The following is a 26143-nucleotide window of genomic DNA, read 5'->3' as shown; positions in this document are numbered from 1 at the left end:
GATCAGGCCGGCGTCCCCGGGTGCCGGCTGTCGTCGCGCACGGCGTCGACGAGCCAGATCCGCGCCGCGCCGACCGCCCGCGGGTCCGCCATCGCGGGGACGGGACGGCCCAGCTCGCGGGCGAGGTCGGCCTGGTGGGTCACCGAGGCGCGCCAGCCGTACCCGGCGAGCCACGCCTGCGGGTCCTCCACGGCGGACCGCCAGGCGGCCTGGGTGGAGGCGAGCCTGCTCATGGCGGGCCGCATCTGCGGCAGCTCGACGTACGCCCGGTTGACGTGCTCGACGGCGAGCCTGCTGCCGGGGGTCGACAGCTCGGAGACCCGGCCGAGGACGCGCGCGCCGTCCTGCGGCGTGAGGTACATCAGCACGCCCTCGATCAGCCAGGCGATGGGCTCGTCCGGGTCGAGGCCCGCGGCCAGCAGCGGCGCCGGCCAGTCCTCGCGCAGGTCGGCGGGGACGACCGTACGGTCGCAGGCGGGCTGGGCCCCCTGGTCGGCCAGTGCCTTCTCCTTGAAGGAGATCAGGTCCGGCAGGTCGACCTCGAACAGGCGGGTGCCCTCGGGCCATTCCAGCCGGAACGCGCGGGTGTCCAGGCCGGCGGCGAGCAGGACCACCTGCCGCGGTCCCGCGGACACGGCCTCGCGCAACCGGTCGTCGAAGAAGCGGGTGCGCAGGACGAAGTGCTCCCCGGCGCGGCGGCCCGCCTCGCTGAGCCCGGCGATCCGCCCTGCGGCGTCGGCGAGCGGACCCGCCAGCGGGTCGTCGAAGAGCCGGTCGGGCCGCGTGCTCTCGGCCTCCCTGGCCTGGGCGATCACCACCGCGGTGCGGCTCACGCCGGTGGGCAGGCCGGGTTCTCCGGTGGGTCGGGTCATTCCTCGCTCCTGTCGCCGATGAAGTCGATGGCCATGGTGAGCCGGTAGGTCTCGCGATAGACCAGCCGGTCGAAGGTCAGGCGCATGAACGCGTCACGCGCCGCGCAGGCGACCGGGTGCCGCCAGCGGGTGAGCTCGCCGTTGACCCGCGACCGCCGGACCATCCGGGTGGTGCGGTCCACCCGCCGGGCCTCGTAGCCGGCCAGCGCCCGCGGCACGTCGCCGCCGGTGAGCTCGTCGGCCAGCACGAGGGCGTCCTCGATCGCCTGGCCCGCGCCCTGGCCGAGGTTGAACGTCATGGGGTGGGCCGCGTCCCCCAGCAGCGTCACCGGGCCGTGGCTCCAGCGCCGCAGCGGGGGCCGGTCGAAGACGTGCACCGGGGTGACGTCGTCCGCCCCGGTGGCCGCGATCAGGCCGGGGATCGGGTCGGGCCAGCCGGCGAACTCCGCGGCCAGCATGTCGAGGGTGCTCACCCCGAGCCTCGGGGCGACCCGGTCGCCGAGGACCCCGTCCCAGTAGACGTGGTCGCCGGCGAGCCGGTAGCAGACGAACCACCGGCCGCGGCCCCACGTGCTGAGGAAGGTGTTCGCGGGCACCCCGGAACCCGGCAGCCGGATCACCCCCTGGAAGGCGGTGAACCCGGCGTAGCGGGGCGGCGGGTCCCCGGGGAGCAGCGCGGCGCGTACGGCCGAGCGCAGCCCGTCCGCGCCGACGAGCAGGTCCGCCCGCTCCTCGCGGCCGTCGCCGAACCGGGCCACGACACGGTCGCCCGTCACGGTGAGGCCGGTGAACCGGGAGCCCGTCACGAGGTCGTCCCCCACCTGGCCGGCGAGCAGGGCGTGCAGCTCGGGGCGGCTGACGCTGTAGACGGGTGCGCCGAGAGGTCCGGACATGCGCGCCATGGACCACTCCGCGATCCGGCGGCCGCGCGCGTCCCTGAACAGGTGCCGGTGCAACTCGTGCCCGGCCTTGCGGACCCCGGGCTCCAGCCCGAGCTCGCGCAGGGCCAGCACGGCGTTGTGCCAGAGCACCAGCCCGTGTCCGGCCTGTGCCGCGCGCAGCCCGGGAGCGCGTTCGTGCACGCTGACCTCGGCTCCCGCGGCCCGCAGCGCCAGCGCCGCGGTCAGCCCGCCGATGCCGCCCCCGACGACGACCACCCTCACGCGGGGCCCCGCTCGACGGCCGCCGCGGAGGGCTCCGCTCCGGGCGGGGCGTCCGCCTCCTCCCCCGCCGGGGTTTCGTCCCCCACCGGCGCGCCCGCCTCCGTCTCCGCCCGGACCAGGAAGCGCAGGGAGCGGGCCTCGGTCATGCACTCCCGCATCGGCCGGACGAGCTCGCGGTGCTCCTCGGTGGCCTCCCAGGCGAGGAAGTCGGCAGGCCGGCGCCACTCGCTGGTGATCAGCCACTGCTCGGGGTCGGTGAGCGACTGGCAGACCTGGTCCTTGAGGTGCCCGGGTACGCCGCCGGACACCTGGTACCGGATCTTCTCGTAGGCGGCCAGGAAGTCCTCCCGCCGCTCGGCGGGCACCCTGACCAGGAAGACGATCCGGGCCCTCACCGGGGGCCTCCCACACCGGGCGGTGGTCCGCCGAGTTCGGAGGTGAACTCGAACCTGCCCAGCACCGGCACGCTGCTTCCGTACAGGCCGTCCGCGGCCTCGCTGGTCAGGAAGGCCACGACATTGGCGACCAGGTCCGGGGTGACGGTGTGGTCGAAGTTCATCCCCGGGCGTTCCCGTCGCTTGTCCGGGGTGTCCGCCATGGTCATCACGACCGTGTTGGCGTGGATGCCACTCCGCTTCACCTCGTGCGCGATGGAGCGCACCCAGGCGACCAGGGCCGCCTTCGCGGCGGCGTACGCCGACAGCGCGGGCAGCGGCTCGTCCGCGAGCGGGGTGCTGAAGTAGACCAGCCGCGCCCCCTCGGTCAGGTGCGGCAGGATCGCCCGGGTGGCGGTGACGGCCGACAGGAAGTTGTCCCGCAGCATCTGCTCGTAGACGCCGGTGTCCATCAGGAACAGCGGCCCGGCCCGGAAGCCGCCGACCATGTGGACCAGGCCGTCGAGCCGGCCGAAGCGCCTGACGGCCTCCTCGGCGGCCAGGCGGGCGCCCTCGGGATCGGAGACGTCCGTGGCCAGCGTCTCGATCCGCCCCGCGACGCCGTGCCGCCGCTCCAGCAGGGCGAGGCGGTCCTTGTCGCGGCCGGTGAGCAGCAGCCGGTCCCCCCGGGCGCCGAGCAGCTCGATCACGGCCTCGGCGAGCTGCCCGGTCGCCCCGGTGATCAGGAAGACGGGGGCGGTCATCGGACCGGCTCCGCGACCCGGGTGGTCACGTGGTCCATCAGCGCCGACAGGAAGAAGGATCGCGCGCCCTCGGGGCTGCTCATGTCGCGCGGGACCGCGAGGTAGGCGTCCAGCTCGCGTTCCAGTCTCTGGATGCCCGGCTGCCTGGACAGGTGGGCCATCACGCTCGGCAGGTTGCCGTCGATCTCGATGAGACGGATGACCGTGGTGTCCTTCATGAAGATCGAGGTGCTCAGCAGCCGGGTTCCGTCGGGGGTCTCCCACTCGGGGGGAGCGTAACTCGACAGCAGTTCCCGCACCGCCGCCTCCGTACCGGGCCTGATCTGGAAGGTGATCGCGTAGCGCTGCATCGGGCTTCCTTGGGTCAGGGGCGGCCGTCCGCCGCCTTCTGGGACCAGACTGTTCGCGAGGGGCCGGGCTGTCTTCCGCCACGTGGCCGAACCTGCGCTCCCCCGGCGGTGGGGTCCTCTCCGCCCCGGGCGGGAGCCCGTCGCTCCTCACCGGCGGTCCCCGGCCTCCGTCCGCGCGGAACAGAATCACATTCGCCCAAGCAACCAGCTGCTTTACGCTTGATCGAAACCCTGGTTAATTGAATTGCGGACATCGCAATTCACAAATATTCCACCTGCGCGTCAATCGTTCGCAGATAATATGATTTATCCTGATAGACCTTAAGAATCTCTGAGCTACTTCTGTGAGAACCCATAGAACGGTCGGGCGACACAGGCACTGGTGGTACGCGCTGACGGGAGGCTGTTAAGTCCCCCGACGTCCATCCCGAGGGTTCAGGAACGGGCCTGACAGACGTCCTCAATAGTCAAAGAATAGAATCTTAACGAAGTCTGTGACAGCCCATATGATTTGCTTGATATAGTCGCTTTTTCTGACTACGCTCACCTTTCATGGGGGAACGACGGGGCAAAACAACCCAAGAATGCAAGCACCTCTCATGTTTAGCGAGTAGCCGATCTCAGCGGATCCCGACGGGGTGGGTTCGATGAGCACCTTCCTCGGCTATCTCGTCTCAGAGCTGAGCTGGACCGACCTGCTGTGCTCGACGGTGGCGGCGCTCCTGGCCATCGCGTCGTTCACACTCGGCACCCGCCGGCACACCAAGTCCATACTGGCCAGGAGCGAGAGCGCCGCGACACTGCGCGAACGGCGCCGGATCGCCCGTAACCTGCACGACGGGGTGGGACACGGCCTGACCGTCATCGCCCTCCAGGCCCGGCGGCTGACCGGCTCACCGGCGACGGCCCACCACGTGGCCCAGATCATCGAGGAGACGGTCCAGGCGACCCTGACCGACCTACGGGGGACCCTGACCGACCTGCGGCACGAGCCGCCTCCCCCGGGGGGAAGGCACGACCTCCCCCCGGGGGAGGAGCCGCGGCGCCACGACGACGGCGTGCTCCTGTCGGCCAGGCTGACCGAGCTCGCCGGGCGCTTTCCCTTTCCCGACCTGGCCGTACGGCTGCGCAACGTCGCCGCCGAACGCCACGTACCGCCCGAGGTCGCCCGGACGGCGTTCCGCGTCGCCCAGGAGGCCCTGACGAACGCGCTCAAGCACAACGCCGGCCCGGTCCACCTGGAGGTCTGCTTCGGCGAGAAGCTGAGCGTCTCGGTGGTCAACGAGACGCGCCCCCCCGGTGTGATGGCGGTGGCCATGCCCCTTCCCCGCAGGCAGGGCGGCGGCACGGGGCTGCGGGGCCTGTCGGAACGCGTCGCCGAGCAGGGAGGTCACCTGGAGTCAGGACCGCTGACCGGGGGCGGATTCGTCACCCGGGCCGTCATTCCGGTGACTCCCGCCATCTTCAGAGAGGACGAGCCATGCGGAAGATCCGCGTCCTGATCGCCGACGACCAGCCGCTGATCCGCAGCGGTCTGCATGCCGTCTTCGACGTGGTGCCGGACATCGTGGTGGTCGGGGAGGCACGGCACGGGGTGCAGGCGGTGCAGTCGGTCAAGACACTCCGCCCGGACGTCGTGCTGATGGACATCAACATGCCGCGCATGGACGGCATCACCGCCACCAGGGAGATCTGCAAGCTGGGTGCCGCCTATCCCGCGAAGGTCGTCATCCTGACCATCTACGACCAGGACGAGCACGTCTTCGAGGCGCTGCGCAGCGGTGCAAGCGGCTTCATCCTCAAGCACACGCCCACCGACCGGCTGGTGGACGCCGTGCGCGAGGTCGCCGAGGGCGACGCCCTGCTGTCGCCCTCGGTGACGCGCAAGCTCATCGACGAGTTCGCCAGGCGCCCGGTGCTCTCGGCCGCGCCGACCGCGGTGCTCGACCAGCTCACCGAGCGGGAGCGCGAGGTGTTCCAGCTGCTCGTACGGGGATACGGCAACGACGAGATCGCACGCGCGCTCGTGCTCGGCGACAGCACGATCAAGTCGCACGTCCAGCACCTCTACCAGAAGCTCGGCGTGCGCGACCGGGTGCAGATCGTGATCTTCGCGTACGAGAACGGCCTGGTCGCGGCCACTCCCCGGGGCTGACGCGGCTCCGGTGCGCGAAGGCGGGCCGTCTCCCCCGCGGGGAGGCGGCCCGCCTCGCGTCCGGCCCGCCTTCACGAACACGGGCCGGCTCCCCTCGGGGAACCTTCGCGACAGCGGACCGGTCCTTCGAGGCCACGCGAACGCGGACCGGCTCCCCTCGGGGAAGGAGACGGTCCCCTCCCCGGAGGAGCCCCGGGTTCACGCCGGCGGCGGGCGACACCGGCCGGGCCGGGTTCCTACGGTGGGACGGACCCGATCGACCGGCCACCGAGGAGTGCCCGTGCCCGACCAGATCCTGATCGTCGCCCGCCTCAGTCCCGGCGGTTCCGGCGAGGTCTCCCGCCTCTTCGGCGAGTCCGACGCCGGCGAGCTCCCCCGCGCGCTCGGGGTGACGCGCCGCGACCTGTTCCTCTACCGGGACCTCTACTTCCACCACGTCGAGTTCGAGGGCTCCGCCGCCGAGGCGATGGCGATCGCCCGCGGGCGGGAGGACTTCCTGCGGCTGAGCGAGGACCTCGACCCGCACGTCAGGCCGTACGACCCGGACACCTGGCGCGGCCCCGCCGACGCGATGGCGCGGCGGTTCTACCACTGGACTCCCGAGGAGCGCGCCCTGTGACGATCTCACCCGCCGCGCCGGCCACCGCGCCCGGACTGTGGGCGCGCTGCCCCGGCTGCGCCGCCATCGTGTACGCCCCCCGCCTGGCCCGTACGCAGCGTGTCTGCCCCGAGTGCGGTCACCACCACCGGCTGAACGCCGTCGAGCGGCTTCGCACCCTGGTGGACGACGGCTCCTTCCGCGCCGCCCCGCAGGTGCGCGGCGGCGACCCGCTGGGCTTCGCCGACTCCCGGCCCTACGCCGAGCGCCTGGCCCAGGCGCGCGGGCGCACCGGCCTGGACGACGCCGTCCTCCACGGCACCGCCACCGCCGGCGGCCACCGCGTGGTCGTCGCCGTCATGGACTTCTCCTTTCTCGGCGGCAGCATGGGGTCGGCGGTCGGCGAGGCCGTCACCCGCGCCTGCGAGCAGGCGCTGGACGAGCGCGTCCCGCTGGTCCTGGCCATCGCCTCCGGCGGCGCCCGCATGCAGGAGGGCGGCCTGTCCCTGATGCAGATGGGCAAGACCGCCCAGGCGATGCGGCGCCTGCGGCGAGCGGGCGTGCTCAGCGTCTGCGTGCTGACCGACCCCACCTTCGGCGGGGTCACCGCCTCGTTCGCCACCCTCGGGGACGTGCTGATCGCCGAGCGCGGCGCGCTCGTCGGCTTCGCCGGGCCGCGCGTCATCGCCTCGGCGACCCGGGAGAAGCTCCCCCGGGGCTTCCAGAGCGCCGAGTATCTCGCCGGGCGCGGCATGCTCGACCGGGTCGAGCCCCGCGACGGCCTGCGTCCCCTGCTCGCCCGGCTGCTGTCCACGACCGGCCGGACCGGGGACGGACACGCCCAGGAGCCGCCTCCCGGCGGGCCCGCGGCGGTGATCCGCGATCCGGGCGAGCTGTCCGGCGTGCTGACCGCCCAGGAGACCGTGCGGCTGGCCCGCGACACCCGGCGCCCGACCGCCCTCGACTACATCTGGCACCTGTGCTCGGACTTCGTGGAGCTCCACGGGGACCGCACGCACGGCGACGATCCGGCGATCGTCGGCGGCACCGGCCTGATCGGCGGGAGGCCCGTGATGATCGTCGGCCACCAGAAGGGTCATGACACCAAGGAGCTGGTCGCCAGGAACTTCGGCCTCGCCCACCCCGAGGGGTACCGCAAGGCGCTGCGGCTGATGTCGATGGCCGACCGGCTCGGCCTGCCGGTGGTGACCCTCGTCGACACCCAGGGCGCCGCCCCGGGTGTCGGGGCCGAGGAACGCGGCCAGTCCTGGGCGATCGCCGAGTGCCTCGCCGGCATGTCGGAGCTGTCGGTCCCGGTGGTCGCGACCGTGGTCGGCGAGGGCGGCAGCGGCGGGGCGCTGGCCCTGGCGGTGGCCAACCGGGTGCTGATGCTGCGCCACGCCGTCTACTCGGTGATCAGCCCGGAGAGCTGCTCGACGATCCTGTACGGCGACCCCTCGCACGCTCCCGAGCTGGCCGAGTCCCTGCGGATCACCGCGCCGGAGCTGCTGCGGCTCGGCGTCGTCGACGGGGTCGTGCCCGAACCGCGGGGCGGCGCGCAGGAGGATCCGGTGGCGGCGATGGACGCGCTCAAGGCGGCCGTCCTGGAGTCGCTGCGCGAGCTGTCCGGGCTGAGCGGCGACGAGCTGCGCAAGCATCGCCACGAGCGGTTCCGCGGGCTGGGAGTGATCGAAGGTGGATGAGCGGATCGCCGGCAGACCCGGCTCCGAGGAGGACGCGCACGCGGCGATGCGGCTGCTGCGCGAGGAGGTCGGCAACCTCGTCAAGACCGTTCCCGGCCCGGTGGCGGCCATCTCCCTGCGCCTGGGCGAGTGCGCCCTGGAGGTGACCTGGGCCTCCCCGCAGGCCGCCGCGCCGGATCCGCGGCCCGTCGCCGTGGCCGCCACCGGGCAGGCCGCGCGACCGGCGGAGACCGGCCCCCTCGACGCGGCGCGGGAGCACTCCCCGTCGCACGCGGTGACCGCTCCCCTGGTCGGCACCTTCTACGTCGCCGCCGAGCCGGGGGCCCCGCCCTTCGTGCAGCCGGGCGACCGGGTGGACGCCGACCAGACGATCGGCATCGTCGAGGCCATGAAGCTGATGAACCCGGTCGTCGCCGGACGGGCGGGCGAGGTCGTCGAGGTGGTCGCGGGCAACGGCGAGCCGGTGGAGTACGGGCAGGTCCTGATACGGCTACGGACGGACGACGCATGAGTTTCGCGAGGATGCTCATCGCCAACCGGGGCGAGATCGCGCTGCGCGTGGCCAGGACCTGCCGCGAGATGGGCATCGAGACCGTCGCCGTGTACTCCACCGCCGACCGCGACGCCCGGTTCGTGGCCTACGCCGACAGGGCCGTCCACATCGGCCCGGCCCCGGCCCGGCGCAGTTACCTCTCCGTGCCCGCCGTCATCGAGGCGGCCCTGCAGACCGGGGCGGAGGCGATCCACCCGGGCTACGGCTTCCTGTCGGAGGACGCCGACTTCGCCAGGGTCTGCGCGGACAACGGGATCACCTTCGTCGGCCCCACCCCCGAGGTCATGGAGTGCGTCGGCGACAAGGCGCGGGTGCGCTCCCTGATGGCCGAGGCCGGGCTGCCCGTCCTGCCCGGCAGCGAGGGCGCCGTACCCTCGGTGGCCGAGGCCGAGCGGATCGGCGCCGAGATCGGCTACCCGGTCATCGTGAAGGCCGCCGCGGGCGGCGGCGGGCGGGGCATCGAGGTGGCGCGCGACCGGGCCGAGCTGCGCGACGTCCACCGGCGCACCACCGCGTTCGCCCGGCAGATGTTCGGCAACGGCGACGTCTACATCGAGCGGTTCGTGCCGGTGGCCCGCCACGTGGAGGTGCAGCTGCTGGGAGACTCCGCCGGGACCGTCGTCCACCTGGGAGAGCGCGACTGCTCGCTGCAGCGGCGCAACCAGAAACTCGTCGAGGAGGCGCCCTCCCCCGAGCTGCCCGAGAAGGTCCGCGGGCTGCTCGGCGAGTACGCGGTGGCCGGGGCGCGGCACGTCGGCTACACCGGCGCGGGGACGATGGAGTTCCTGGTCGACCCGGCCGGGGAGGCGACCTTCATGGAGATCAACGCCCGCATCCAGGTCGAGCACACGGTCACCGAGATGCTCACCGGCGTCGACCTGGTCAGGGAGCAGATCCGGGTGGCCGCGGGCGAGCGCCTGCCCTTCACCCAGGAGCAGGTCCGCTTCACCGGCGCGGCCATCGAGTGCCGGGTGAACGCCGAGGACCCCGGCGCGGGGTTCCGCCCCGCCCCCGGCCGCCTGACGGTCTTCCGCCCGCCCGGCGGGCCCGGCGTGCGGGTCGACTCCGGGTTCGTCCAGGGCGACACGATACCGCCGGACTACGACTCGATGATCGCGAAACTGGTCGTCTGGGCGCCCACCCGGCAGGAGGCCATCGCCAGGGCCGATCGCGCGCTCGCCGAGTTCGCCGTGGAGGGGCCGGGGGTGGCCACCACCATCCCGCTGCTGCGCGAGCTGCTCGCACAACCGCGGTTCGCCGCGGGTGAGCACAGCACCGGATTTGTGGACACGTTCATGAGCGAGCAGGGACATATACGCTGGTCTGCGTAAACTTTTCTGAATGCTGACGTAAATCCGGGGTACTCGCCACCACATGACCGATTCTCAGGGGATCATCGGAGCCCGCTACCGCCTGCTCGAACGCATCGGCCGAGGAGGCATGGGAACGGTCTGGCGAGCGCGCGACGAGGTCCTGGGCCGCGAGGTGGCGGTCAAGGAGGTCATCCCCTCCCCCGACCTCACCGGTCCCGAACGCGAGGTCTTCACCGTACGGACCCTCAGGGAGGCCCGTGCCGCCGGGCGGATCGGCCACCCCGGGGTGGCGACGGTCTACGACGTGATCGAGGAGCAGGGGCGTCCCTGGATCGTCATGCAACTGGTCGACTCCCGCACGCTCGGAGCGGTGATCAGGGAGGACGGGCCGCTGCCGCCGATGCGGGTGGCGCGGATCGGGCTGGAGGTGCTGGGCGCGCTGCTCGCCGCCCACCACGCGGGCGTCCTGCACCGCGACGTGAAGCCGGACAACGTGCTGATCGCCGCGGACGGGCGGGCCGTGCTCACCGACTTCGGCATCGCCGTCCTGGAGGGCGACTCGTCGATCACCAGGACCGGTTCGCTCATCGGCACCCCGGCGTTCATCGCGCCGGAGCGGGCGAGCGGCGGACCTGCCGAGTTCGCCTCCGACCTGTGGTCGCTCGGCGTGACGCTCTACGTGGCCGTCGAGGGACGCTCTCCCTTCGAGCGGGCTCACCCGCTGGCGACGCTCAGCGCCGTCATGCATCAGGAGCCGTCACCGATGCGGTTCGCCGGGCCGCTCGCCCCGGTGATCCACGGCCTGCTCCACAAGGATCCGGCGCGGCGCATGTCCGCCCGCGAGGTGCAGGTCCATCTGACCTCGCTGGTGAACGGGACCGCGCCGCAGCCGACCATGCCCATCGAGATTCCGGCCGGGATTCCCGCCGAGCCGACGGCAGGTACGCAGGCCGGGCCGTCGACCGGGCCGTCCGCGGTGATCCCCGCGTTCGCCGCCGTCCCGGACGGCGTCCCCACCACCCCGGCGGGAGCCGCACCGCCCCCGCCGCCCCCCGCACCGCCCGGCTCCGGACCCGAGCCGGTTCCGGTCTCGGTCTCTCCCAGACGGCGGCGCCCGGCGATGGCCGCCCTGGTCGCGGCGGCCGTCGCACTCGCCGCGAGCGCGGGAGGGCTGGCGTGGGTCGCCTCCAACTCCTCGCCCCCGATCCCCAGGGAGCCGTCGACCTCGGCGAGCGTGGCGCCCGACGAGGGGAAGCCCTCGGGCGAGCCCGAGCAGGCGAAGGTGCCCGCGCGTAACGCCCCCACCCAGAACGACGAGGGCGGGACCTCCGGCCGCCCGGCCCCGGAGAGGCCGGAGAACGGCGACCCCGCCCCGCAGGACAGGCCGTCGGACAAGCCGACGGAGAAGCCGACGGACAAGCCGACGGACAAGCCGACGCAGGCACCCCCGGACGAGCCCGAGGAGGATCCCGCCGACGAGGGGGAGGGCGAGGAGCAGGACCAGGGCGGGGGGACCGGCGAGGATTCGGGGCAGGACGACACCCCGGGCGAGGGCCAGCAGGGCGACTCATCCGACCAGGTCGACCCCAACGCCGGAACGGCCGCGCTCGAGACGGGCACCGGGGGCGAGGGCGAGATCGGAAGGGCCGGGGCGGCCCGCTAGGGGAAGGCCCGGCGGTGGGGCCGGGAAGGTCCGGGGACCGGCGAAGCCCCGAGGCCCCGAGGGCGGAGAACCCGGAAGATCACCACCCGGTCCCGGCCGTCCGGACCCGGTGGATCACCCGGGAACGGCGGACCGCGTCAGGACTCGGCGGCCACGATCGTCAGGGCGTTGGCCAGATCGTCGGGGTAGGCGGTGCTGAAGGAGACCCACTCGCCGGTGGAGGGGTGCTCGAAGGCCAGGGAGACCGCGTGCAGCCACTGCCGGCTCACCCCCAGGCGCGCGGCCAGGGTGGGGTCGGCCCCGTACAGCATGTCGCCGACGCACGGGTGGCGCAGCGCCGACATGTGGACCCGGATCTGGTGGGTGCGGCCCGTCTCCAGCTTGATGTCCAGCAGCGACGCCGCGCGGAAGGCCTCGATCGTGTCGTAGTGGGTGATCGAGTCCTTGCCCCCGGACACGACCGCCCAGCGGCCGTCCCCGACGGGATGGCGGTCGATCGGCGCGTCCACGGTGCCGCGGTGCGGGTCGGGGTGGCCCTGGACCAGCGCGTGGTAGCGCTTGTCGACCGTACGCTCCTTGAAGGCCCGCTTCAGGTGGGAGTAGGCGTGCTCGCTCTTGGCGACGACCATCGCGCCGGTGGTGTTGGCGTCCAGCCGGTGCACGATGCCCTGGCGCTCGGCCGCGCCGCTGGTGGCCACCCGGTGGCCGGTGCCCAGCAGGCCGCCGATCACGGTGGGCCCGGTCCAGCCGGTGGTCGGGTGGGCGGCCACGCCGATGGGCTTGTTGACGACGACGATGTCGTCGTCCTCGTACACGATGTGCATCCCGGGCACCGGCTCGGCCACCGGCATCGGCGTGGTGGGCGGCGGCGGGAGGGTGACCTCCAGCCACGCGCCACCGTGGACCCGGTCGGATTTGATCGCGGTCGCACCGTCCACCAGCACGTCGCCGGCGACGATCAACTCGGCCGCGCGCGTACGGGAGAGGCCGAACAGGCGTGACAGGGCGGCGTCGAGGCGCTCGCCCTCCAGCCCGTCGGGGACGGGGAGGCTTCGCCGGTCAGCCATCGTTGTTCTCCTTGCTTTCCTTCGTGTCCTTCGTGTCCTTCGTGGTCTTCGCGGCTCCCGTGTCGCGCGTGCCGTCGATCTGGTAACCCCGCCAGGCGAGGAGGACCGCCAGGATCCCGCCGCAGACGATCGCCGAGTCGGCGATGTTCCAGACCGGGAAGTGACCGGGGAAGGTCTCGATGAAGTCGACCACGTGCCCCTGGAGCGGCGAGGGCCTGCCCGGGCCGAAGCCCGAGGGCCAGCGGAAGATCCGGTCGGTGAGGTTGCCGAGCGCCCCGCCGAGCAGCAGGCTCAGCGTGATCGCCCAGGGCAGGCTGCGCAGGTTGCGCGCGGTGCGCAGGATCGCCACCACGACGGCGGTCGCGACACAGGTGAAGATGATCGTCATCCCGGTGCCGAGGCTGAAGGCGGCCCCCGAGTTGAAGATCACCCGGAACTGGAGGAGGTCCGGGACGACCACGAGCGGTTCCCTGCCCTCCAGGGTCCTCAGCACGAGGGTCTTCGTGGCGAGGTCGAGGGCGTAGACGATGGGGACGATCGTCGCGAGCACGGCGATCCGCCGTGCCGGGAGCGGGGCGGCCGAGACCGCCGCCCCCTCCTCGGTGTCGCCCGTCAGCGGCGCTCCTCCCGCTGCTTGCAGGCCACGCACAGCGTCGCCCTCGGAAACGCCTGAAGGCGCTCCTTTCCGATCGGCTGATGGCACGATTCGCACACTCCGTAGGTCCCCGCGTCGATCCGGGCGATCGCTCGCTCGTTCTGCGCGACCAGGTCGCGCGAGTTCAGGGTAAGGGCGATTTCGCGCTCGCGTTCATACGTCCGGGCTCCGGCGTCGGCCTGATCGTCTCCCGCACCGTCGGTGACGTCGCTCGACGCGATCTCCGTCTCGGCCTTGGCGATCTCCTCGGTGAGCTCGTGGATCTCCGTGGCCAGTTGCCTGCGGACCTCCTTGAGCTCCTCGGCCGACCAGGTGACGACGGCACCGTCCTGGGACGGCGCCACCGCGCTGTTGTCTGCGCGCACGGTCGCGGCCATGGCGGCCTCCTTGTTCGATGGACCGTCTCCGATGTGGTAAACGGTGCGGGCAGCTTAGGTCTCCCATAACAGAACGGCAAACGACCCGCCGCATTCTTTACCACTCACGTAACATCCGGTCGCTTCCCCCTGATTCCGCCCAGCGGACCTCAATACGGGGAAGCTTCCAGGGGGGCGGGTGCGTTATCGTGTGAGCCTGCAAGGCGTTGATGGGGACAGCAACCTCCGCATCACCTCGCACGAGCGACCCGGGGACGGTGCGAGCCCGGGGCGAGGCGCGAAGGCACGATCACCCCGGAGCCGCCGGAAGAACGGCCGCGACGACCCGACATCAGGCCCGCGGCGGCCCAGTAGACCCGGCAGCAGGCCGAAGGAAGAGGGCCTCGCGCGCACGCGAGGTCAAGGAGGGTGGTACCGCGGGGCCCCGACGGCCTCGTCCCTCCACGCCACAGCCGGTTCCAGCGTGGAGGTCCAGCCCATCATGTCCGCCTATTTCCGTTCTCTTCCCGCGCAGGTCGATCTTCCCGCGCTCGAGCACGAGGTGCTCGACCGGTGGCGGGACGGCAAGGTCTTCGAGCGTTCGGTCGAGCAGAACGCCGGCGGTCCCAACTGGGTCTTCTACGAGGGTCCGCCCACCGCCAACGGCATGCCCGGCGTCCACCACGTCGAGGCCCGCGTCTTCAAGGACCTCTTCCCCCGCTACAAGTCGATGCGCGGCTTCAACGTGCCCCGCAAGGCGGGCTGGGACTGCCACGGGCTGCCCGTCGAGGTCGCCGTCGAGAAGGAACTCGGCCTCTCCGGCAAGAAGGAGATCGAGGCGTACGGCATCGCCGAGTTCAACGACCGGTGCCGTGAGTCCGTGCTGAAGCACGTGGACGCCTTCGAGGAGATGACCGAGCGGATGGGGTACTGGATCGACCTGTCCCAGGCCTACCGCACGATGGACCCGGCCTACGTGGAGTCCGTCTGGTGGTCGCTCAAGGTCATCTTCGACAAGGACCTGCTGTCCCGCGACTTCCGCATCACCCCGTACTGCCCCCGCTGCGGCACCGGCCTGTCCGACCACGAGCTGGGCCAGCCGGGCGGCTACGAGACCGTCACCAGCCCGTCGGTCTACGTCCGCATGCCCGCGACCTCGGGACCGCTCGCCGACCTCGGCGCCTCGCTGCTGATCTGGACCACCACCCCGTGGACCCTGGTCTCCAACACCGCCGTGGCCGTGCACCCCGACGTGACCTACGTCGCGGCCCGCCCCGCCGGGTCCGACGAGGTCCTGGTGGTGGCCGAGCCGCTGCTGGCCGCCGCGCTGGGCGAGGGCGCCGAGGTGCTGGCCGCCTTCCAGGGCGCCGACCTGGAGCACACCACCTACACGCGCCCGTTCGACCTGGTCGACATCCCCGGCGCGCACTACGTGGTGCTCGGCTACTACGTCACCACCGAGGACGGCACCGGCCTGGTCCACCAGGCGCCCGCCTTCGGCGCCGACGACATGACGACCTGCAAGCGGTACGGGCTTCCCGTGGTCAACCCGATCGGCCCCGACGGCCGGTTCCTCGACGGCGTCCCCCAGGTCGGCGGCCAGTTCTTCAAGGACGCCGACGAGGGGCTCACGGCCGACCTGCGCGAGCGCGGCCTGCTCTACCGGGGCAGCCACTTCGAGCACAGCTACCCGCACTGCTGGCGCTGCCACACCGCGCTGCTCTACTACGCCCTCCCCGCCTGGTACATCCGCACCACCGCGATCAAGGACCAGCTCCTCGCCGAGAACGAGAAGACCAGCTGGTACCCCGAGACGATCAAGTGGGGCCGGTTCGGCGAGTGGCTGCGCAACAACGTCGACTGGTCGCTGTCGCGCTCGCGCTACTGGGGTACCCCGCTGCCCCTGTGGATCTGCACGGCCGACGAGTCGCACGTCACCTGCGTCGGCTCGCTGGACGAGCTGGGCCGCCTGTCCGGCCAGGACGTCTCCGCGCTCGACCCGCACCGCCCCTACGTGGACGACGTCACGCTGCCCTGCCCCACCTGCGGCAACGAGGCGCGCCGGGTGCCCGACGTGATCGACGCCTGGTACGACTCCGGCTCGATGCCGTTCGCCCAGTGGGGCGCCCCGTACATGAACGAGGAGATGCTCGAGAAGGCCTACCCGGCGCAGTTCATCTGCGAGGCCACCGACCAGACCCGCGGCTGGTTCTACTCGCTGATGGCGGTCGGCACGCTCGTCTTCGGCAGGTCCTCGTACGAGAACGTGCTCTGCCTCGGCCTCATCCTGGCCGAGGACGGCCGCAAGATGAGCAAGCACCTGGGCAACGTGCTCAAGCCGATGCCGCTGATGGACCAGCACGGCGCCGACGCGCTGCGCTGGTACATGGCCTGCTCCGGCTCGCCGTGGGCGGCCCGCAGGGTGGGACACGGCGCCCTGGAGGAGATCGTCCGCAAGGTCCTGCTCACCTACTGGAACACCACGTCGTTCTTCACCCTGTACGCCAACGCCGAGTCCTGGTCGCCGTCCCGGCTCGCCGAGGCGCCCGCGTACGACGAGCGCCCGCTGATCGACCGGTGGGCCCTCGCCGAGCTGCACCGGACCGTGGCCGAGGTCACCTCGTCGCTGGACGTCTTCGACACCGCCCGCGTCGGGCGGCGCCTCGCCGAGTTCCTCGACGACCTGTCCAACTGGTACGTGCGACGCTCCCGGCGCCGCTTCTGGACCGGTGACCCCGCGGCGTTCGCCACGCTGTACGAGTGCCTGGAGACCGTCACCCGGCTGATGGCACCGGTGGTGCCGTTCACCACCGACTACGTCTGGGACGTGCTCCGCGACACGGACGCCCCCTCCTCGGTCCACCTGGCCACCTGGCCCGACGTCAACGGCGAGCTGCTGGACCCGGAGCTGTCCGAGCGGATGGCGCTGGTCCGCCGCCTGGTGGAGCTGGGCCGTTCGGCCCGCGCCTCCAGCGGGGTCAAGACCCGCCAGCCGCTCGGCCGCGCCCTGGTCGGCGCCCCCGGCTGGGCCGCGCTCCCCCCGGAGCTGCGCGAGCTCATCGCCGACGAGCTCAACGTGAAGGACCTGGAGGACCTGTCCGGGATCGGGGCGGACCTGGTGTCCTTCACCGTGAAGCCCAACTTCCGGGCGCTGGGCAAGCGGTTCGGCTCGCAGACCAAGCTCGTCGCCTCGGCCGTCACCGCCGCCGACCCCGCCGAGCTCGCCCGCGCGCTCCGTGCCGGCTCGCCGGTCTCGGTGGACGCGGGAGAGCTGGGCACCGTGGAGCTCGGCGCCGACGACGTGATCGTCACCGAGCAGCCCAGGTCCGGCTGGGCGGTGGAGGCCGGCGCCGGTGAGACCGTCGCCCTCGACCTGACCATCACCGACGAGCTGCGCCGCTCGGGCCTGATCCGCGACGTCATCCGCCTGCTCCAGGACACCCGCAAGTCCACCGGCCTGTCGATCACCGACCGGATCGACGTGTGGTGGTCCACCGATGACGCCGACCTGGCCGAGGCTCTGCGGACCCAGGGTCAGGCGGTGGCCGACGAGGTCCTCGCCGTCTCCCTCACCGAGGGCGGCGCCGACGACCTCCCCGCCCACAGCGACGCCGAGCTGGGCCTGACCTTCCAGCTCCGCCGCACGACGACGACGGTCTGAACCGGTTCGAACGGGTCTGACCGTCAGGACCGGTCAGACCCGTTCAGGCCGGCCCGGGAAGGCCGGCGAGATCGAACACGGCCGGGGTCGCGGGGATGTCTCCCGGGAACCCCGGCCGTCCTGGTTCACGACGATGACGGGCCCGATGCCCGGATGGCTCGGATGGCTCAGATGGCTCGGAGGTGCCCGGTCAGTTCACGTCCGGCGGTTCTGCCGGCAGATCGGGCAGTTGCTCAGCCCGGCCTTCTCGGCCTCGGCCCGGGACATGGTCTCGATGCCGCTGCCTCCGATGCTGGCGCCCTTGACGAGGGGGCAGTCGGAATCGTGGAAGCGGCGGGTGCCGACGATGACCGTGACCGTCTCGCCGTCCGCCTCCCGCTCCCGGGGCGCGGGACGCGGCCGCTCCTCGACCGCGGGGACACCACCTGGGGAGGTGTCGTCGCCGCGGTCATCGGGGGCGTCACGGTCGTCGCGGGCGTCACGGTCACCGCGGGAGGCACCGGTGGCGGGTGCCCCGGCCACGGTGGCCTTGGACGTCCCGCCGGCCGGGGCCGCCTCGGGGGCCGGAACGCGTTCCGCGGAGGTGGAGTCGGCCGCTACCTGCCGCCCGGCGCGCCCGGGTGCGGTCTCGGCCGGCTCCACCGGTTCGGGGGCGCCGCCCTCGGCGGCCGCCTCTCGCGCGGAACCCAAGGGCTCCGGGGAGACGTCCCGCCCGGCGGCGGTCGTGGTTTCCGCTTCCGCCTCCGTGGAGGAGGCCCCACCGCCGGAGACGGCCCCGGCGTGGGCCTTCCCGTCGGCGGGCTCGGGCTTCGCGGGCTCAGCGGCGGCGGACCCCACCTCGGCCGGACCGCTTCCTGCGGCCTCGGCTTTCACGGACCCGGTCTTGGCAAGCCCGGTGGGTTCGGCCTCGGCACGCTCGGACCCGGGCTTCGCGGACGTGACCCCGGCAGTGCCCGGCTCGTCGGGCTCGGGCGCCTCGGCCCTGCTCGCGGCCGTGGCGGGCGTCCCGGAGGAGCCGGAGACCGTGGGCTCGGTCTCGGCGGGCCGGTCCTGGCCGGACGTGGCGGTCTTGGATCCGGCCTTCGCGGAGTCGGCCCTCGCGGAGGTCTCCGTGCCCTCCTGCCCGGAGGCCTGCGCGACCACGTCGCGGCTGAACCAGCTGGTGGCCTCGGACGCGGCGTGCGGGATCTCGGGGATCCTCGGCAGCCGGATCGCCGGGCGGGTCGGCTGCTCCGCCGGGCGGGCCGGGGAGCTCGCGGTCTCCTGGGGCCGCCCCTGCGGCTCGGGAGACTGGACGTAGGGCCGGGCGACCGGGACGACGGGCTCCTGCGGGGGGCGCTGGGTCTCCTGCCGGGACGCGGCCTCCTGGCGGGACGCGGTGCTCTCGCGCCCGGTCGCGGAGGTTTCCGGCCCGGCGGGTGCGGCGTCGCGTCCGGCGGCCGGAGAGGTCGAGGACGCCGGAGAGACCGGAGACGCCGGAGACTCGCTCCTGGTCTGCGAAGCCTCGAAGCGGGCCTGCGGGGCCTCGCCTCCGGACCTCTGAGGTTCGGACCGCTGGACTTCGGACCGCTGAGGTTCGGACCGTCGGTGTTCGGGCCGCTGGGACTCGGGCCGCGCTCCGAGGGCCTGCTGTCCGCCGGACGGGGCCGTGGGCTGCACGGGGGGTTGCACGGGGCGGTACGGGGAGGTGAAGCGGGCGGTGGCCTCCTGGGGGCCCGGCTCGCGAGCGTCGCCGAGGGAGCCGGACTCGTGGGAGACGTTCAGCGGCGCTTCGGGCTCGCGTACCCCGGGCGAGGTCTCCCGCTGCTGGGGCGCGGAGCCGGCGTCGGCGGGCAGGCACGTGGTGCAGGGCGTGAAGCCCTCCTCCCGCGCCTCCTCGCAGGTGAGCTCCTCATGATCCCTGCCGGCCAGCTGGCGGCATCCCGCGACGTGGTAGCGCTTGCGTCCGGGGATGACCAGCACGATCGCCTCGGGGTCCAGGGCGCCCCGCCTCGCCGCGGCGGCGGTGGCCGGCCCGGCCACCGGGCCGCGTCGCGGCTGGGTCGGGGCGGGCACCTGCGGCATCCCGTGCCGCACCATCATCTGCTGCGGTGCGGAGGGCTGGTTGGGCATCTGGACCTGCATGCCGTGCGACTGGGCCGGCATACCGTGCGGCGCCGGGAGTGGCCCGGCCGGCATCGGTCCCTTCGGGGGAAGGGGCTGAGAGGCCCCGGCGTCCCCGCCGGGGAACAACTCGTGGCGGCGCAACAACGCCCCGATCACCAGGAAGACTGCGGACAGCATGCTGACCGCGATCGACCATATGACCAGGAACGGCTTGGCCAACACGAACCCCGCGATGAGCAGGACGATGGCCGTGAGTACCAAACCGGCGCTGATGAGGATCACAGAGAGACTCCCGGATGCGGGCCAAGGGGATGACCCGACACCTTAGCGGCGGTCGTTGTGAGGACCGTCAACGCCCTGGAAGGCGCCAGAATGCTGCGAGGGGTCGCCGCCGAACGGGTTGGGCGCGCTCTGGAGGGTCTGCTGACCGCCCTGAGCCACCGCGTGGGACATGGCCGGAGGCCCGCTCACGATCGGGAACCCGCCGCTGCCCTCGGCAGCCACGTTCAGCTCGGCAAGCTGGTTCTCCAGGTACAGCTTCAGACGGCTGCGATACTCGCGCTCGAAGCTGCGAAGCTCCTCCACCTTGCGCTCGAGCTCGTCGCGGGTCTGCACCAGGGAGCCCATGGCCTGACGGTGCCGCTCCTGCGCGTCGCGCTCCAGCGTCTCCGCTCGGGCACGTGCGTCACCGATGACCTGCTCGGCCTGGCGACGTGCCTTGCCGAGGATGTCGTCGGCCTCGCGGCGCGCCCGGGTCACCGTCTCGTCCGCCTCCCGGCGGGCGTCGGCGATGGCCTGGTCGGCGGTCTGCTGCGCGAGGGCGAGCACCCGGGCCGCGGTGTCCATGTTGTCCTCGGCCGGAGGCATCCCCATTCCGACGGGAACGGGCTGCTGATGCTGCACCGGCTCGGGAGCGCGCATCGGCTCCGGCTGCTGCATCATCATCTCGGGCTTGGGCTCGGCGATGGGGGCGGGCGCCATGGCCATGCCCATACCGCCGGGGACCTTGCCCCGCAGGCACTCCGCCAGCTTGGCGCGGAGCTCCTCGTTCTCCTGAATGAGACGGTCCAACTCGGACTCGACCTCATCGAGGAAGGCGTCTACCTCTTCCTCGTCGTAACCCGGCCTGAGTCGGGTCGTACTGAATTGCTTGTTCCGCACGTCGGCGGGCGTCAGCGGCATTTCGGTCTCCTTGGCGCGCTTGGAGTCTGTCCGGGGGGACGGTACCCGATCAACGAAGCGCGGACACGAGTTGGATCAAGACCAAGACCACAATGAACAGCACTGTGAAGCTTAGGTCAAAGGCCACCGTACCCAACCGGAGTGGTGGAATGAAACGGCGGAGGAACTTGAGAGGTGGATCGGTCACCGTGTACACGGCTTCCGCCAGCACCAGGACGATGCCGGTGGGGCGCCACTGACGTGCGAACGCCTGCACCGTCTCGAAGATCATTCTGCCGATCAGCAGGATGAGATAGATGGACAGGATGAAGACCAAGGTCCCGCTAACGATCCCCACGGTCCGTACCCGCCTCCACTCCGCTCTGCCGTCCTCTGTCCCGTCGGGACCTGTCGGGCCGGTCACTGTTCATGGTGGAACTCTAACTCTGGTTGAAGAATCCGCGTTCCGCGATTCGGGCCTTGTCCTCGGCGGTCACCTCGACATTGGCTGGGGACAACAGGAACACCTTGTTGGTAACACGTTCGATGCTGCCGTGTAGGCCAAAGACCAGACCTGCCGCGAAATCGACGAGCCGCTTGGCGTCGCTGTCAACCATCTCGGTCAGGTTCATGATGACGGGAGTGCCGTCACGGAAGTGCTCGCCGATGGTTCGCGCCTCGTTGTACGTACGGGGGTGAAGCGTCGTGATGCGCGCCAGATCGGTCGTACGGCGCTCCAGGAGGGCCGTCGCGGGCCTCGGAGCGGGCACGCCGGGATCGGTGTCGTCCTGGAGGTCGTGGACCGTGCCAGGGCGTTCGTCGCCCTCGCGGCGCGCGTCGTCGAACTCCTCGTACTCGTCGTCGGGGTAGCTGTCGTATCTCTCGTAGCGGTCGTCCTCAACAAGACCGAGGTAGACCGCCATCTTGCGCATCGCGCCGGCCATCGCTACTTCTTCCTCCGTCTTACTTCAGATGTGCCCGAGGGGCCAGCCCGACCGCCTTGAGCTCACCACCGTTCGACCGCTGTCCGGATACGCGGACGCCAAGGCCCACTTGAAGGGACATTACCTGACGAAGGGCTTCCTGCGACCGAGCAACGCCGTACCAACACGCAGGTGTGTCGCGCCGTTGGCGATAGCCTGGGATATGTCCCCGCTCATTCCCGCCGAGATGACATCGGCGCCCGGGTGGGTCTTCTGGACCGACCGCGCGATCTCCCTCAGCCTCGCGAACGCCGCGCCCGCCTCCTCGCCCAGTGGCGCGACCGCCATCACCCCGCCCAGTTCCAGCCCCTCCGCCGCGGCGACGGCGTCGGCCAGCGCCTCCACCTCCCCGGGCCTCGTCCCGCCCCGGCCGGGATCGCCGTCGAGTGCGACCTGCACCAGGCAGGTGACCGGGCGTCCCGCCGCGAGGGCCTCCCTGCTGAGCGCGGTGACCAGGCGCGGGCGGTCGACCGAGTGGACGACGTCCGCGTAGCCGACCACCGAGCGGACCTTGTTGGTCTGCAACTGGCCGACGAAGTGCCAGCGGAGACCGAGCCCGGCGCATTCGCGCGCCTTGGCGGAGGCCTCCTGGTCTCGGTTCTCCCCGACGTCGGTGATCCCGAGTTCGGCCAGGAACCGCACGTCGGAGGCGGGGTAGGTCTTGCTCACCGCGATGAGGGTCAGCTCCTCACGGCGACGGCCGGCGGCCCGGCAGGCTTCGGCGATCTCCGCCTCGACCCGGGCCAGCCCGGCCGCGATCTCGTCACGTCGTGTTGTTTCCGTCACATCTCCGCCGCTCGGACACTGGCAAACCGGCGGAGCCCATTCTTCCCGGCACGGCCGGGCGGTCCGGCACCGCCCCCACCGTGAGAGATGTCACTTCAGGAAGTCGGGGACGTCCAGCTCCTCTTCCTGCTCCTCGAAGATCACCGGCCGGCGCCGGGCGGGGTCGGTGGCCCTGGCGGAGATCGGCGTCGGCTGCGAGGGCTCGGGAGCCGGGCGCGGGATCGACAACGGCGGGGAGTGCGGCTCCTCCACGCGGTGCGGCTCGGCATGCTCCGCCGAGGACTGCGCCTGCTGGACCGGGTAGATCTGCTGCGGCTGGGGCGCCGGCTCCGCCGGGGCGGACTGCGGGCTGGAGACCGGCCGCATCGGCGGGGGCGGCGCGTGCTCCACCCTGGGCTCGGGACGCGGTTCGGGGCGGGGCTCGGGGCGGGGCTCGGCCTTGACCGTGGGCGCCAGCGGGCGGACCGGAGAGGTCGCCGAGGGCGGCTGGGCCGGGCGCGAGACGGACTGCGGGCGCGCGGCCGGCTGCGCGAGCGGCTTGGGCTCGGGAGCGGGCTCGTCGAACCCGGCCGCGATCACGGTGACGCGCACCTCGTCGCCGAGGGCGTCGTCGATGACCGTACCGAAGATGATGTTGGCGTCCGGCGCGGCGGCGGTGGAGACGAGCTGGGCCGCCTCGTTGATCTCGAACAGGCCGAGGTCGGAGCCGCCGGCGATCGACAGCAGCACACCGTGCGCGCCGTCGATGCTGGCCTCCAGCAGCGGGCTGGAGACGGCCATCTCGGCCGCCGCGACCGAGCGGTCGTCGCCGCGGGCGTGGCCGATGCCCATCAGGGCGGAGCCCGCCCCGGACATGACCGACTTCACGTCGGCGAAGTCGAGGTTGATCAGGCCTGGCGTGGTGATCAGGTCGGTGATGCCCTGGACACCGGAGAGCAGCACCTGGTCGGCCGCCTTGAAGGCGTCCAGCACGCTCACCTGCCGGTCGGAGATCGACAGCAGCCGGTCGTTCGGGATCACGATGAGGGTGTCGACCTCCTCGCGGAGGGTCTCGATGCCGGCGTCGGCCTGCATCGCCCTGCGCCGCCCCTCGAAGCTGAAGGGCCGGGTCACCACACCGATGGTCAGCGCGCCCAGCGTACGGGCGATGTTGGCCACCACCGGGGCGCCGCCGGTGCCCGTGCCGCCGCCCTCACCGGCCGTGACGAAAACCATGTCGGCCCCCTTGAGGACCTCCTCGATCTCCTCGCGGTGGTCCTCGGCCGCCTTGCGCCCGACTTCGGGGTTGGCCCCCGCGCCGAGGCCACGGGTGAGTTCGCGCCCGACGTCGAGCTTGACGTCGGCGTCACTCATCAGCAGCGCCTGGGCGTCGGTATTGATGGCGATGAACTCGACGCCCTTGAGTCCCTCCTCGATCATCCGGTTGACGGCGTTGACTCCGCCTCCGCCGATTCCTACAACCTTGATGACCGCGAGGTAGTTCTGCGGTGCTGCCACGACGAGGGGCCTTTCCGCTCGTTGACTTGCAATTTCATGCGGCACGGGGCCCGTGCCGTCGTTTCCAAAACCCTCACCCTCAAGTTGAGATTTAGCTTTATGTCAACCTGAGGAGTGATACGGACAGTAGGAGTTGCGCTCCTGGCGGGTCAACTAACCGCGCCGCAGCGCGTTCAGCGTGTCGCGGGCCGCCCTTTTCCGGGAACGCTCCGGGAACGCCCGCCATCCGATGAGATCACCTGACCGTCACGACGTCAGGCGAACTGACGTCATAGGTGTCGGCCGGGCGCTTGAGCAGCGTAACAAGGATCCGCGCCTTGTCGGCGGGCCGGTCACCGCCGCCCCACACGATCGCGCGGCCGTCCTTGAGGCGCAGCGAGACCGTCTCCGCCGACGGCGCGAGCACCTCCGCGACCTTGCGGGCGAGATTCTCCGGCAGCGCGGTGATGACGGTGAGCGCCGCCGCGGTCGCCGGATCCGCCGGGCCGGGGCGCGAGACCCGCAGCACCGGCAGCGCCGGGGGCGCGACGTCCTTGACCTCGGTGACCATCCCGTGGCGGTCCATCAGCGCGGACCTCTCACCGACCGGCACCACCGCGACCGGCTCGCGCTCCACGACCTCGACGCGCAGGGTGCCCGGCCAGCCGCGGCTGACCGTCACCGACTCGACCTGCGGGATCCTGCCGACCCTGCCCTCGACCTCGGCCACGTCGACGGTGGCCAGGGGCGTGTCCGCGGCCACCTCCGCCGCCCGCCGGATCTGCTCGGCGGACAGGCCCGCGTTGCCGACCACCTGGATGTCCCGCACCCCGAGCACCGGGGAGAAGAACACCAGCCACGCCGCGATGCCCACCACCCCCACGGTGAGCAGGGCCAGGAAGGCCGACCGCCAGACCCCGTTCATCGCCACTCCCCCTCCGGCGACCCGCGCCCGCCGACGTGGGTCACCGCGCGGCCAGCTCCGCCACGATCCTGGGGCCCAGCTCCGTCACGTCGCCCGCCCCCATGGTCAGGACGATGTCGCCGGGCCTGGCCCGTCCCGCCACCAGGGCCGGCACGCTGTCACGGTGGGGGGCGTAGGCCACCCGCTCCGCGGGCAGCGGCACCTTGCCCGCCACCAGCGCGCCCGACACGCCGGGCTCGGGGTCCTCGCGGGCTCCGTAGACGTCCAGGACGATGGCCTCGTCGGCCAGCCCGAGCGCGGCGCCGAACTCGTCGGCGAAGAACCTCGTGCGCGAGTACAGGTGCGGCTGGAAGACCGCGATGACCCTGCCGTCGCCCGAGAAGGACGCCACCACGTCCCGTGCCGCGCGCAGGTCGGCGGCGAGCTCGGTCGGGTGGTGGGCGTAGCTGTCGAAGACCGCCACCCCGCCCGCCTCCCCCTTCGCCTCGAAGCGGCGCTTGGCACCGGTGAAGGCCGCCAGGCCGTCGCGGATCTCGTCGAAGGAGACGCCCAGCTCACCCGCCACGGCGATGGCGGAGGCGGCGTTGAGCGCGTTGTGGCGGCCGGGCACCGCGAGCCTGACCTCCCCGCGTCCCACGATCGTGAAGGTGATGCCCAGCCCCTCGGGGACGATCCCGCTCACCCGCAGGTCGGCGTCCTCCGCCTCACCGTACGTGATCACCTTCAGGCCGCGGGCGCGGGCGATCGGGATCAGCGCGGCGGAGCCGGGGTCGTCGGCGCAGACGACCATGGTGCCGGTGACGCGCTCGACGAACCTGGCGAAGCTGTCGTGGACCGCGCGCGGGTCGCCGTAGTTGTCCAGGTGGTCGGGTTCGACGTTGGTCACCACGGCGATGTCGGGGGCGAGCATCAGGAAGGAGCCGTCGCTCTCGTCGGCCTCGGCGACGAACACCTCGCCCGAACCCTCGTCGGCACCCAGGCCCGTCGTCACCAGCTGCCCGCCCACGCAGTACGAGGGGTCGGTGCCGCACTTCTGCAGCGCCACGGTGAGCATCGAGGTCGTGGTGGTCTTGCCGTGGGTGCCGGCCAGCGCGACGCCGGTCTTGCCCGCCATCACGGAGGCGAGCGCCGCGGCCCTGGGGATGACCCGCAGGCCCTGGCGCAGCGCCTCGCCCAGCTCGGGGTTGGAGTCGCGGATCGCGGTGGACACCACGACGGTGTCGACGTGCTTGATGTGCGAGGCGGCGTGGCCGATGTGGACCCTCGCCCCCAGATCCCGCAGCTCCGTCACCATGTCCGAGCCTCGCGCGTCGCTGCCGGAGACCGGCACGCCCCGCTTGAGCAGGATGCGCGCGATCCCGGACATCCCGGAACCGCCGATCCCGATGAAATGGACCCGTCCCAGGTCACCGGCCGCGACCGGATCCACCAGCTTGACCAGGCTCATCGGCCGCTCACT

Annotated in this window: 24 protein-coding genes; 8 read left to right on the top strand and 16 right to left on the bottom strand. The window is 72.2% G+C overall.

Annotated features, from left to right (window positions below):
* Nucleotides 1–2: 2 nt before the first annotated feature.
* The 5 genes from ACTOQ3_RS03705 to ACTOQ3_RS03685 are packed head-to-tail and all read right to left on the bottom strand — an operon-like array spanning nt 3 to nt 3523.
* Nucleotides 3–872, bottom strand: a complete 870-nt coding sequence (locus ACTOQ3_RS03705; protein WP_440081993.1) for an SAM-dependent methyltransferase — start codon at nt 870–872, stop codon at nt 3–5.
* A complete protein-coding gene (locus ACTOQ3_RS03700) occupies nt 869–2035 on the bottom strand; it encodes an FAD-dependent monooxygenase (protein WP_440081992.1) in 1167 nt (388 codons plus the stop codon). Before ACTOQ3_RS03700 ends, ACTOQ3_RS03705 begins: the two co-directional genes overlap by 4 nt.
* On the bottom strand, nt 2032–2430 hold the full coding sequence (locus ACTOQ3_RS03695; protein WP_440081991.1) for an antibiotic biosynthesis monooxygenase family protein: 399 nt from the start codon (nt 2428–2430) through the stop codon (nt 2032–2034). Before ACTOQ3_RS03695 ends, ACTOQ3_RS03700 begins: the two co-directional genes overlap by 4 nt.
* A complete protein-coding gene (locus ACTOQ3_RS03690; RefSeq protein ID WP_440081990.1) occupies nt 2427–3173 on the bottom strand; it encodes an SDR family oxidoreductase in 747 nt (248 codons plus the stop codon). The genes ACTOQ3_RS03695 and ACTOQ3_RS03690 overlap by 4 nt, the downstream gene beginning before the upstream one ends.
* Nucleotides 3170–3523: a SchA/CurD-like domain-containing protein gene (locus tag ACTOQ3_RS03685; protein ID WP_440081989.1), complete on the bottom strand. Its 354-nt coding sequence runs from the start codon at nt 3521–3523 to the stop codon at nt 3170–3172. Before ACTOQ3_RS03685 ends, ACTOQ3_RS03690 begins: the two co-directional genes overlap by 4 nt.
* A 647-nt stretch (nt 3524–4170) precedes the next feature.
* On the opposite strand from ACTOQ3_RS03685, the gene ACTOQ3_RS03680 reads away from it, so the two are divergent.
* The 7 genes from ACTOQ3_RS03680 to ACTOQ3_RS03650 all read left to right on the top strand — a co-directional run bounded on the left by ACTOQ3_RS03680 (nt 4171) and on the right by ACTOQ3_RS03650 (nt 11508).
* Nucleotides 4171–5025 (top strand): sensor histidine kinase, encoded by an 855-nt coding sequence (locus tag ACTOQ3_RS03680; protein ID WP_440081988.1) that lies wholly within the window; start codon nt 4171–4173, stop codon nt 5023–5025.
* Entirely contained in the window at nt 5004–5678 is a 675-nt protein-coding gene (locus ACTOQ3_RS03675) for a response regulator (protein ID WP_440081987.1), read from the top strand. Before ACTOQ3_RS03680 ends, ACTOQ3_RS03675 begins: the two co-directional genes overlap by 22 nt.
* Before the next feature lie 280 nt (nt 5679–5958).
* Nucleotides 5959–6297 carry a TcmI family type II polyketide cyclase gene (locus ACTOQ3_RS03670; protein WP_440081986.1) on the top strand — a complete coding sequence of 113 codons (339 nt, stop codon included), beginning with the start codon at nt 5959–5961 and terminating at the stop codon, nt 6295–6297.
* Nucleotides 6294–7979 carry an acetyl-CoA carboxylase carboxyltransferase subunit alpha gene (locus tag ACTOQ3_RS03665; RefSeq protein ID WP_440081985.1) on the top strand — a complete coding sequence of 562 codons (1686 nt, stop codon included), beginning with the start codon at nt 6294–6296 and terminating at the stop codon, nt 7977–7979. Before ACTOQ3_RS03670 ends, ACTOQ3_RS03665 begins: the two co-directional genes overlap by 4 nt.
* Complete coding sequence (locus tag ACTOQ3_RS03660; RefSeq protein WP_440081984.1) at nt 7972–8490, top strand: acetyl-CoA carboxylase biotin carboxyl carrier protein; 519 nt, start codon at nt 7972–7974, stop codon at nt 8488–8490. The genes ACTOQ3_RS03665 and ACTOQ3_RS03660 overlap by 8 nt, the downstream gene beginning before the upstream one ends.
* Nucleotides 8487–9863, top strand: a complete 1377-nt coding sequence (locus ACTOQ3_RS03655) for an acetyl-CoA carboxylase biotin carboxylase subunit (protein WP_440081983.1) — start codon at nt 8487–8489, stop codon at nt 9861–9863. Before ACTOQ3_RS03660 ends, ACTOQ3_RS03655 begins: the two co-directional genes overlap by 4 nt.
* A gap of 43 nt (nt 9864–9906) precedes the next feature.
* Nucleotides 9907–11508: a protein kinase domain-containing protein gene (locus ACTOQ3_RS03650; RefSeq protein WP_440081982.1), complete on the top strand. Its 1602-nt coding sequence runs from the start codon at nt 9907–9909 to the stop codon at nt 11506–11508.
* Between the two features lie 137 nt (nt 11509–11645).
* Here the strand turns inward: ACTOQ3_RS03650 and ACTOQ3_RS03645 are convergent, their stop codons facing one another.
* The 3 genes from ACTOQ3_RS03645 to ACTOQ3_RS03635 are packed head-to-tail and all read right to left on the bottom strand — an operon-like array spanning nt 11646 to nt 13607.
* Nucleotides 11646–12575 (bottom strand): RluA family pseudouridine synthase, encoded by a 930-nt coding sequence (locus ACTOQ3_RS03645; RefSeq protein ID WP_440081981.1) that lies wholly within the window; start codon nt 12573–12575, stop codon nt 11646–11648.
* Nucleotides 12568–13224, bottom strand: a complete 657-nt coding sequence (locus tag ACTOQ3_RS03640; protein ID WP_440081980.1) for a signal peptidase II — start codon at nt 13222–13224, stop codon at nt 12568–12570. The genes ACTOQ3_RS03645 and ACTOQ3_RS03640 overlap by 8 nt, the downstream gene beginning before the upstream one ends.
* Entirely contained in the window at nt 13188–13607 is a 420-nt protein-coding gene (locus ACTOQ3_RS03635) for a TraR/DksA family transcriptional regulator (protein WP_362842902.1), read from the bottom strand. The genes ACTOQ3_RS03640 and ACTOQ3_RS03635 overlap by 37 nt, the downstream gene beginning before the upstream one ends.
* Nucleotides 13608–14088: 481 nt before the next feature.
* Here ACTOQ3_RS03635 and ileS point away from each other — a divergent pair, with 481 nt between their 5' ends.
* Nucleotides 14089–17247, top strand: coding sequence for an isoleucine--tRNA ligase (ileS, locus tag ACTOQ3_RS03630; RefSeq protein WP_440081979.1), 3159 nt, complete (start codon nt 14089–14091; stop codon nt 17245–17247).
* Nucleotides 17248–17442: 195 nt separating this feature from the next.
* Here ileS and ACTOQ3_RS03625 read toward each other — a convergent pair whose 3' ends face one another.
* The 8 genes from ACTOQ3_RS03625 to murC all read right to left on the bottom strand — a co-directional run bounded on the left by ACTOQ3_RS03625 (nt 17443) and on the right by murC (nt 26131).
* Complete coding sequence (locus ACTOQ3_RS03625) at nt 17443–19635, bottom strand: hypothetical protein (protein WP_440081978.1); 2193 nt, start codon at nt 19633–19635, stop codon at nt 17443–17445.
* A gap of 42 nt (nt 19636–19677) precedes the next feature.
* Entirely contained in the window at nt 19678–20535 is an 858-nt protein-coding gene (locus ACTOQ3_RS03620) for a DivIVA domain-containing protein (RefSeq protein ID WP_440081977.1), read from the bottom strand.
* Between the two features lie 49 nt (nt 20536–20584).
* Entirely contained in the window at nt 20585–20872 is a 288-nt protein-coding gene (locus ACTOQ3_RS03615; protein ID WP_440065077.1) for a YggT family protein, read from the bottom strand.
* 82 nt (nt 20873–20954) lie between these two features.
* Complete coding sequence (locus ACTOQ3_RS03610; protein WP_329093101.1) at nt 20955–21458, bottom strand: cell division protein SepF; 504 nt, start codon at nt 21456–21458, stop codon at nt 20955–20957.
* Nucleotides 21459–21578: 120 nt separating this feature from the next.
* Nucleotides 21579–22283, bottom strand: a complete 705-nt coding sequence (locus ACTOQ3_RS03605; RefSeq protein ID WP_440081976.1) for a YggS family pyridoxal phosphate-dependent enzyme — start codon at nt 22281–22283, stop codon at nt 21579–21581.
* A gap of 90 nt (nt 22284–22373) precedes the next feature.
* Nucleotides 22374–23780 (bottom strand): cell division protein FtsZ, encoded by a 1407-nt coding sequence (gene ftsZ / locus ACTOQ3_RS03600; protein WP_440081975.1) that lies wholly within the window; start codon nt 23778–23780, stop codon nt 22374–22376.
* Between the two features lie 235 nt (nt 23781–24015).
* Entirely contained in the window at nt 24016–24684 is a 669-nt protein-coding gene (locus ACTOQ3_RS03595) for a cell division protein FtsQ/DivIB (RefSeq protein WP_440081974.1), read from the bottom strand.
* A 40-nt stretch (nt 24685–24724) separates the two neighbouring features.
* Nucleotides 24725–26131 (bottom strand): UDP-N-acetylmuramate--L-alanine ligase, encoded by a 1407-nt coding sequence (murC, locus tag ACTOQ3_RS03590; RefSeq protein ID WP_440081973.1) that lies wholly within the window; start codon nt 26129–26131, stop codon nt 24725–24727.
* Between the last annotated feature and the right edge of the window lie 12 nt (nt 26132–26143).

Source organism: Streptosporangium sp. LJ11 (genome assembly GCF_051918945.1).
GTDB lineage: Bacteria > Actinomycetota > Actinomycetes > Streptosporangiales > Streptosporangiaceae > Streptosporangium.
Note: the sequence above shows the minus strand (reverse complement) of the source record. Positions and strands in the feature narration are given on the sequence as shown.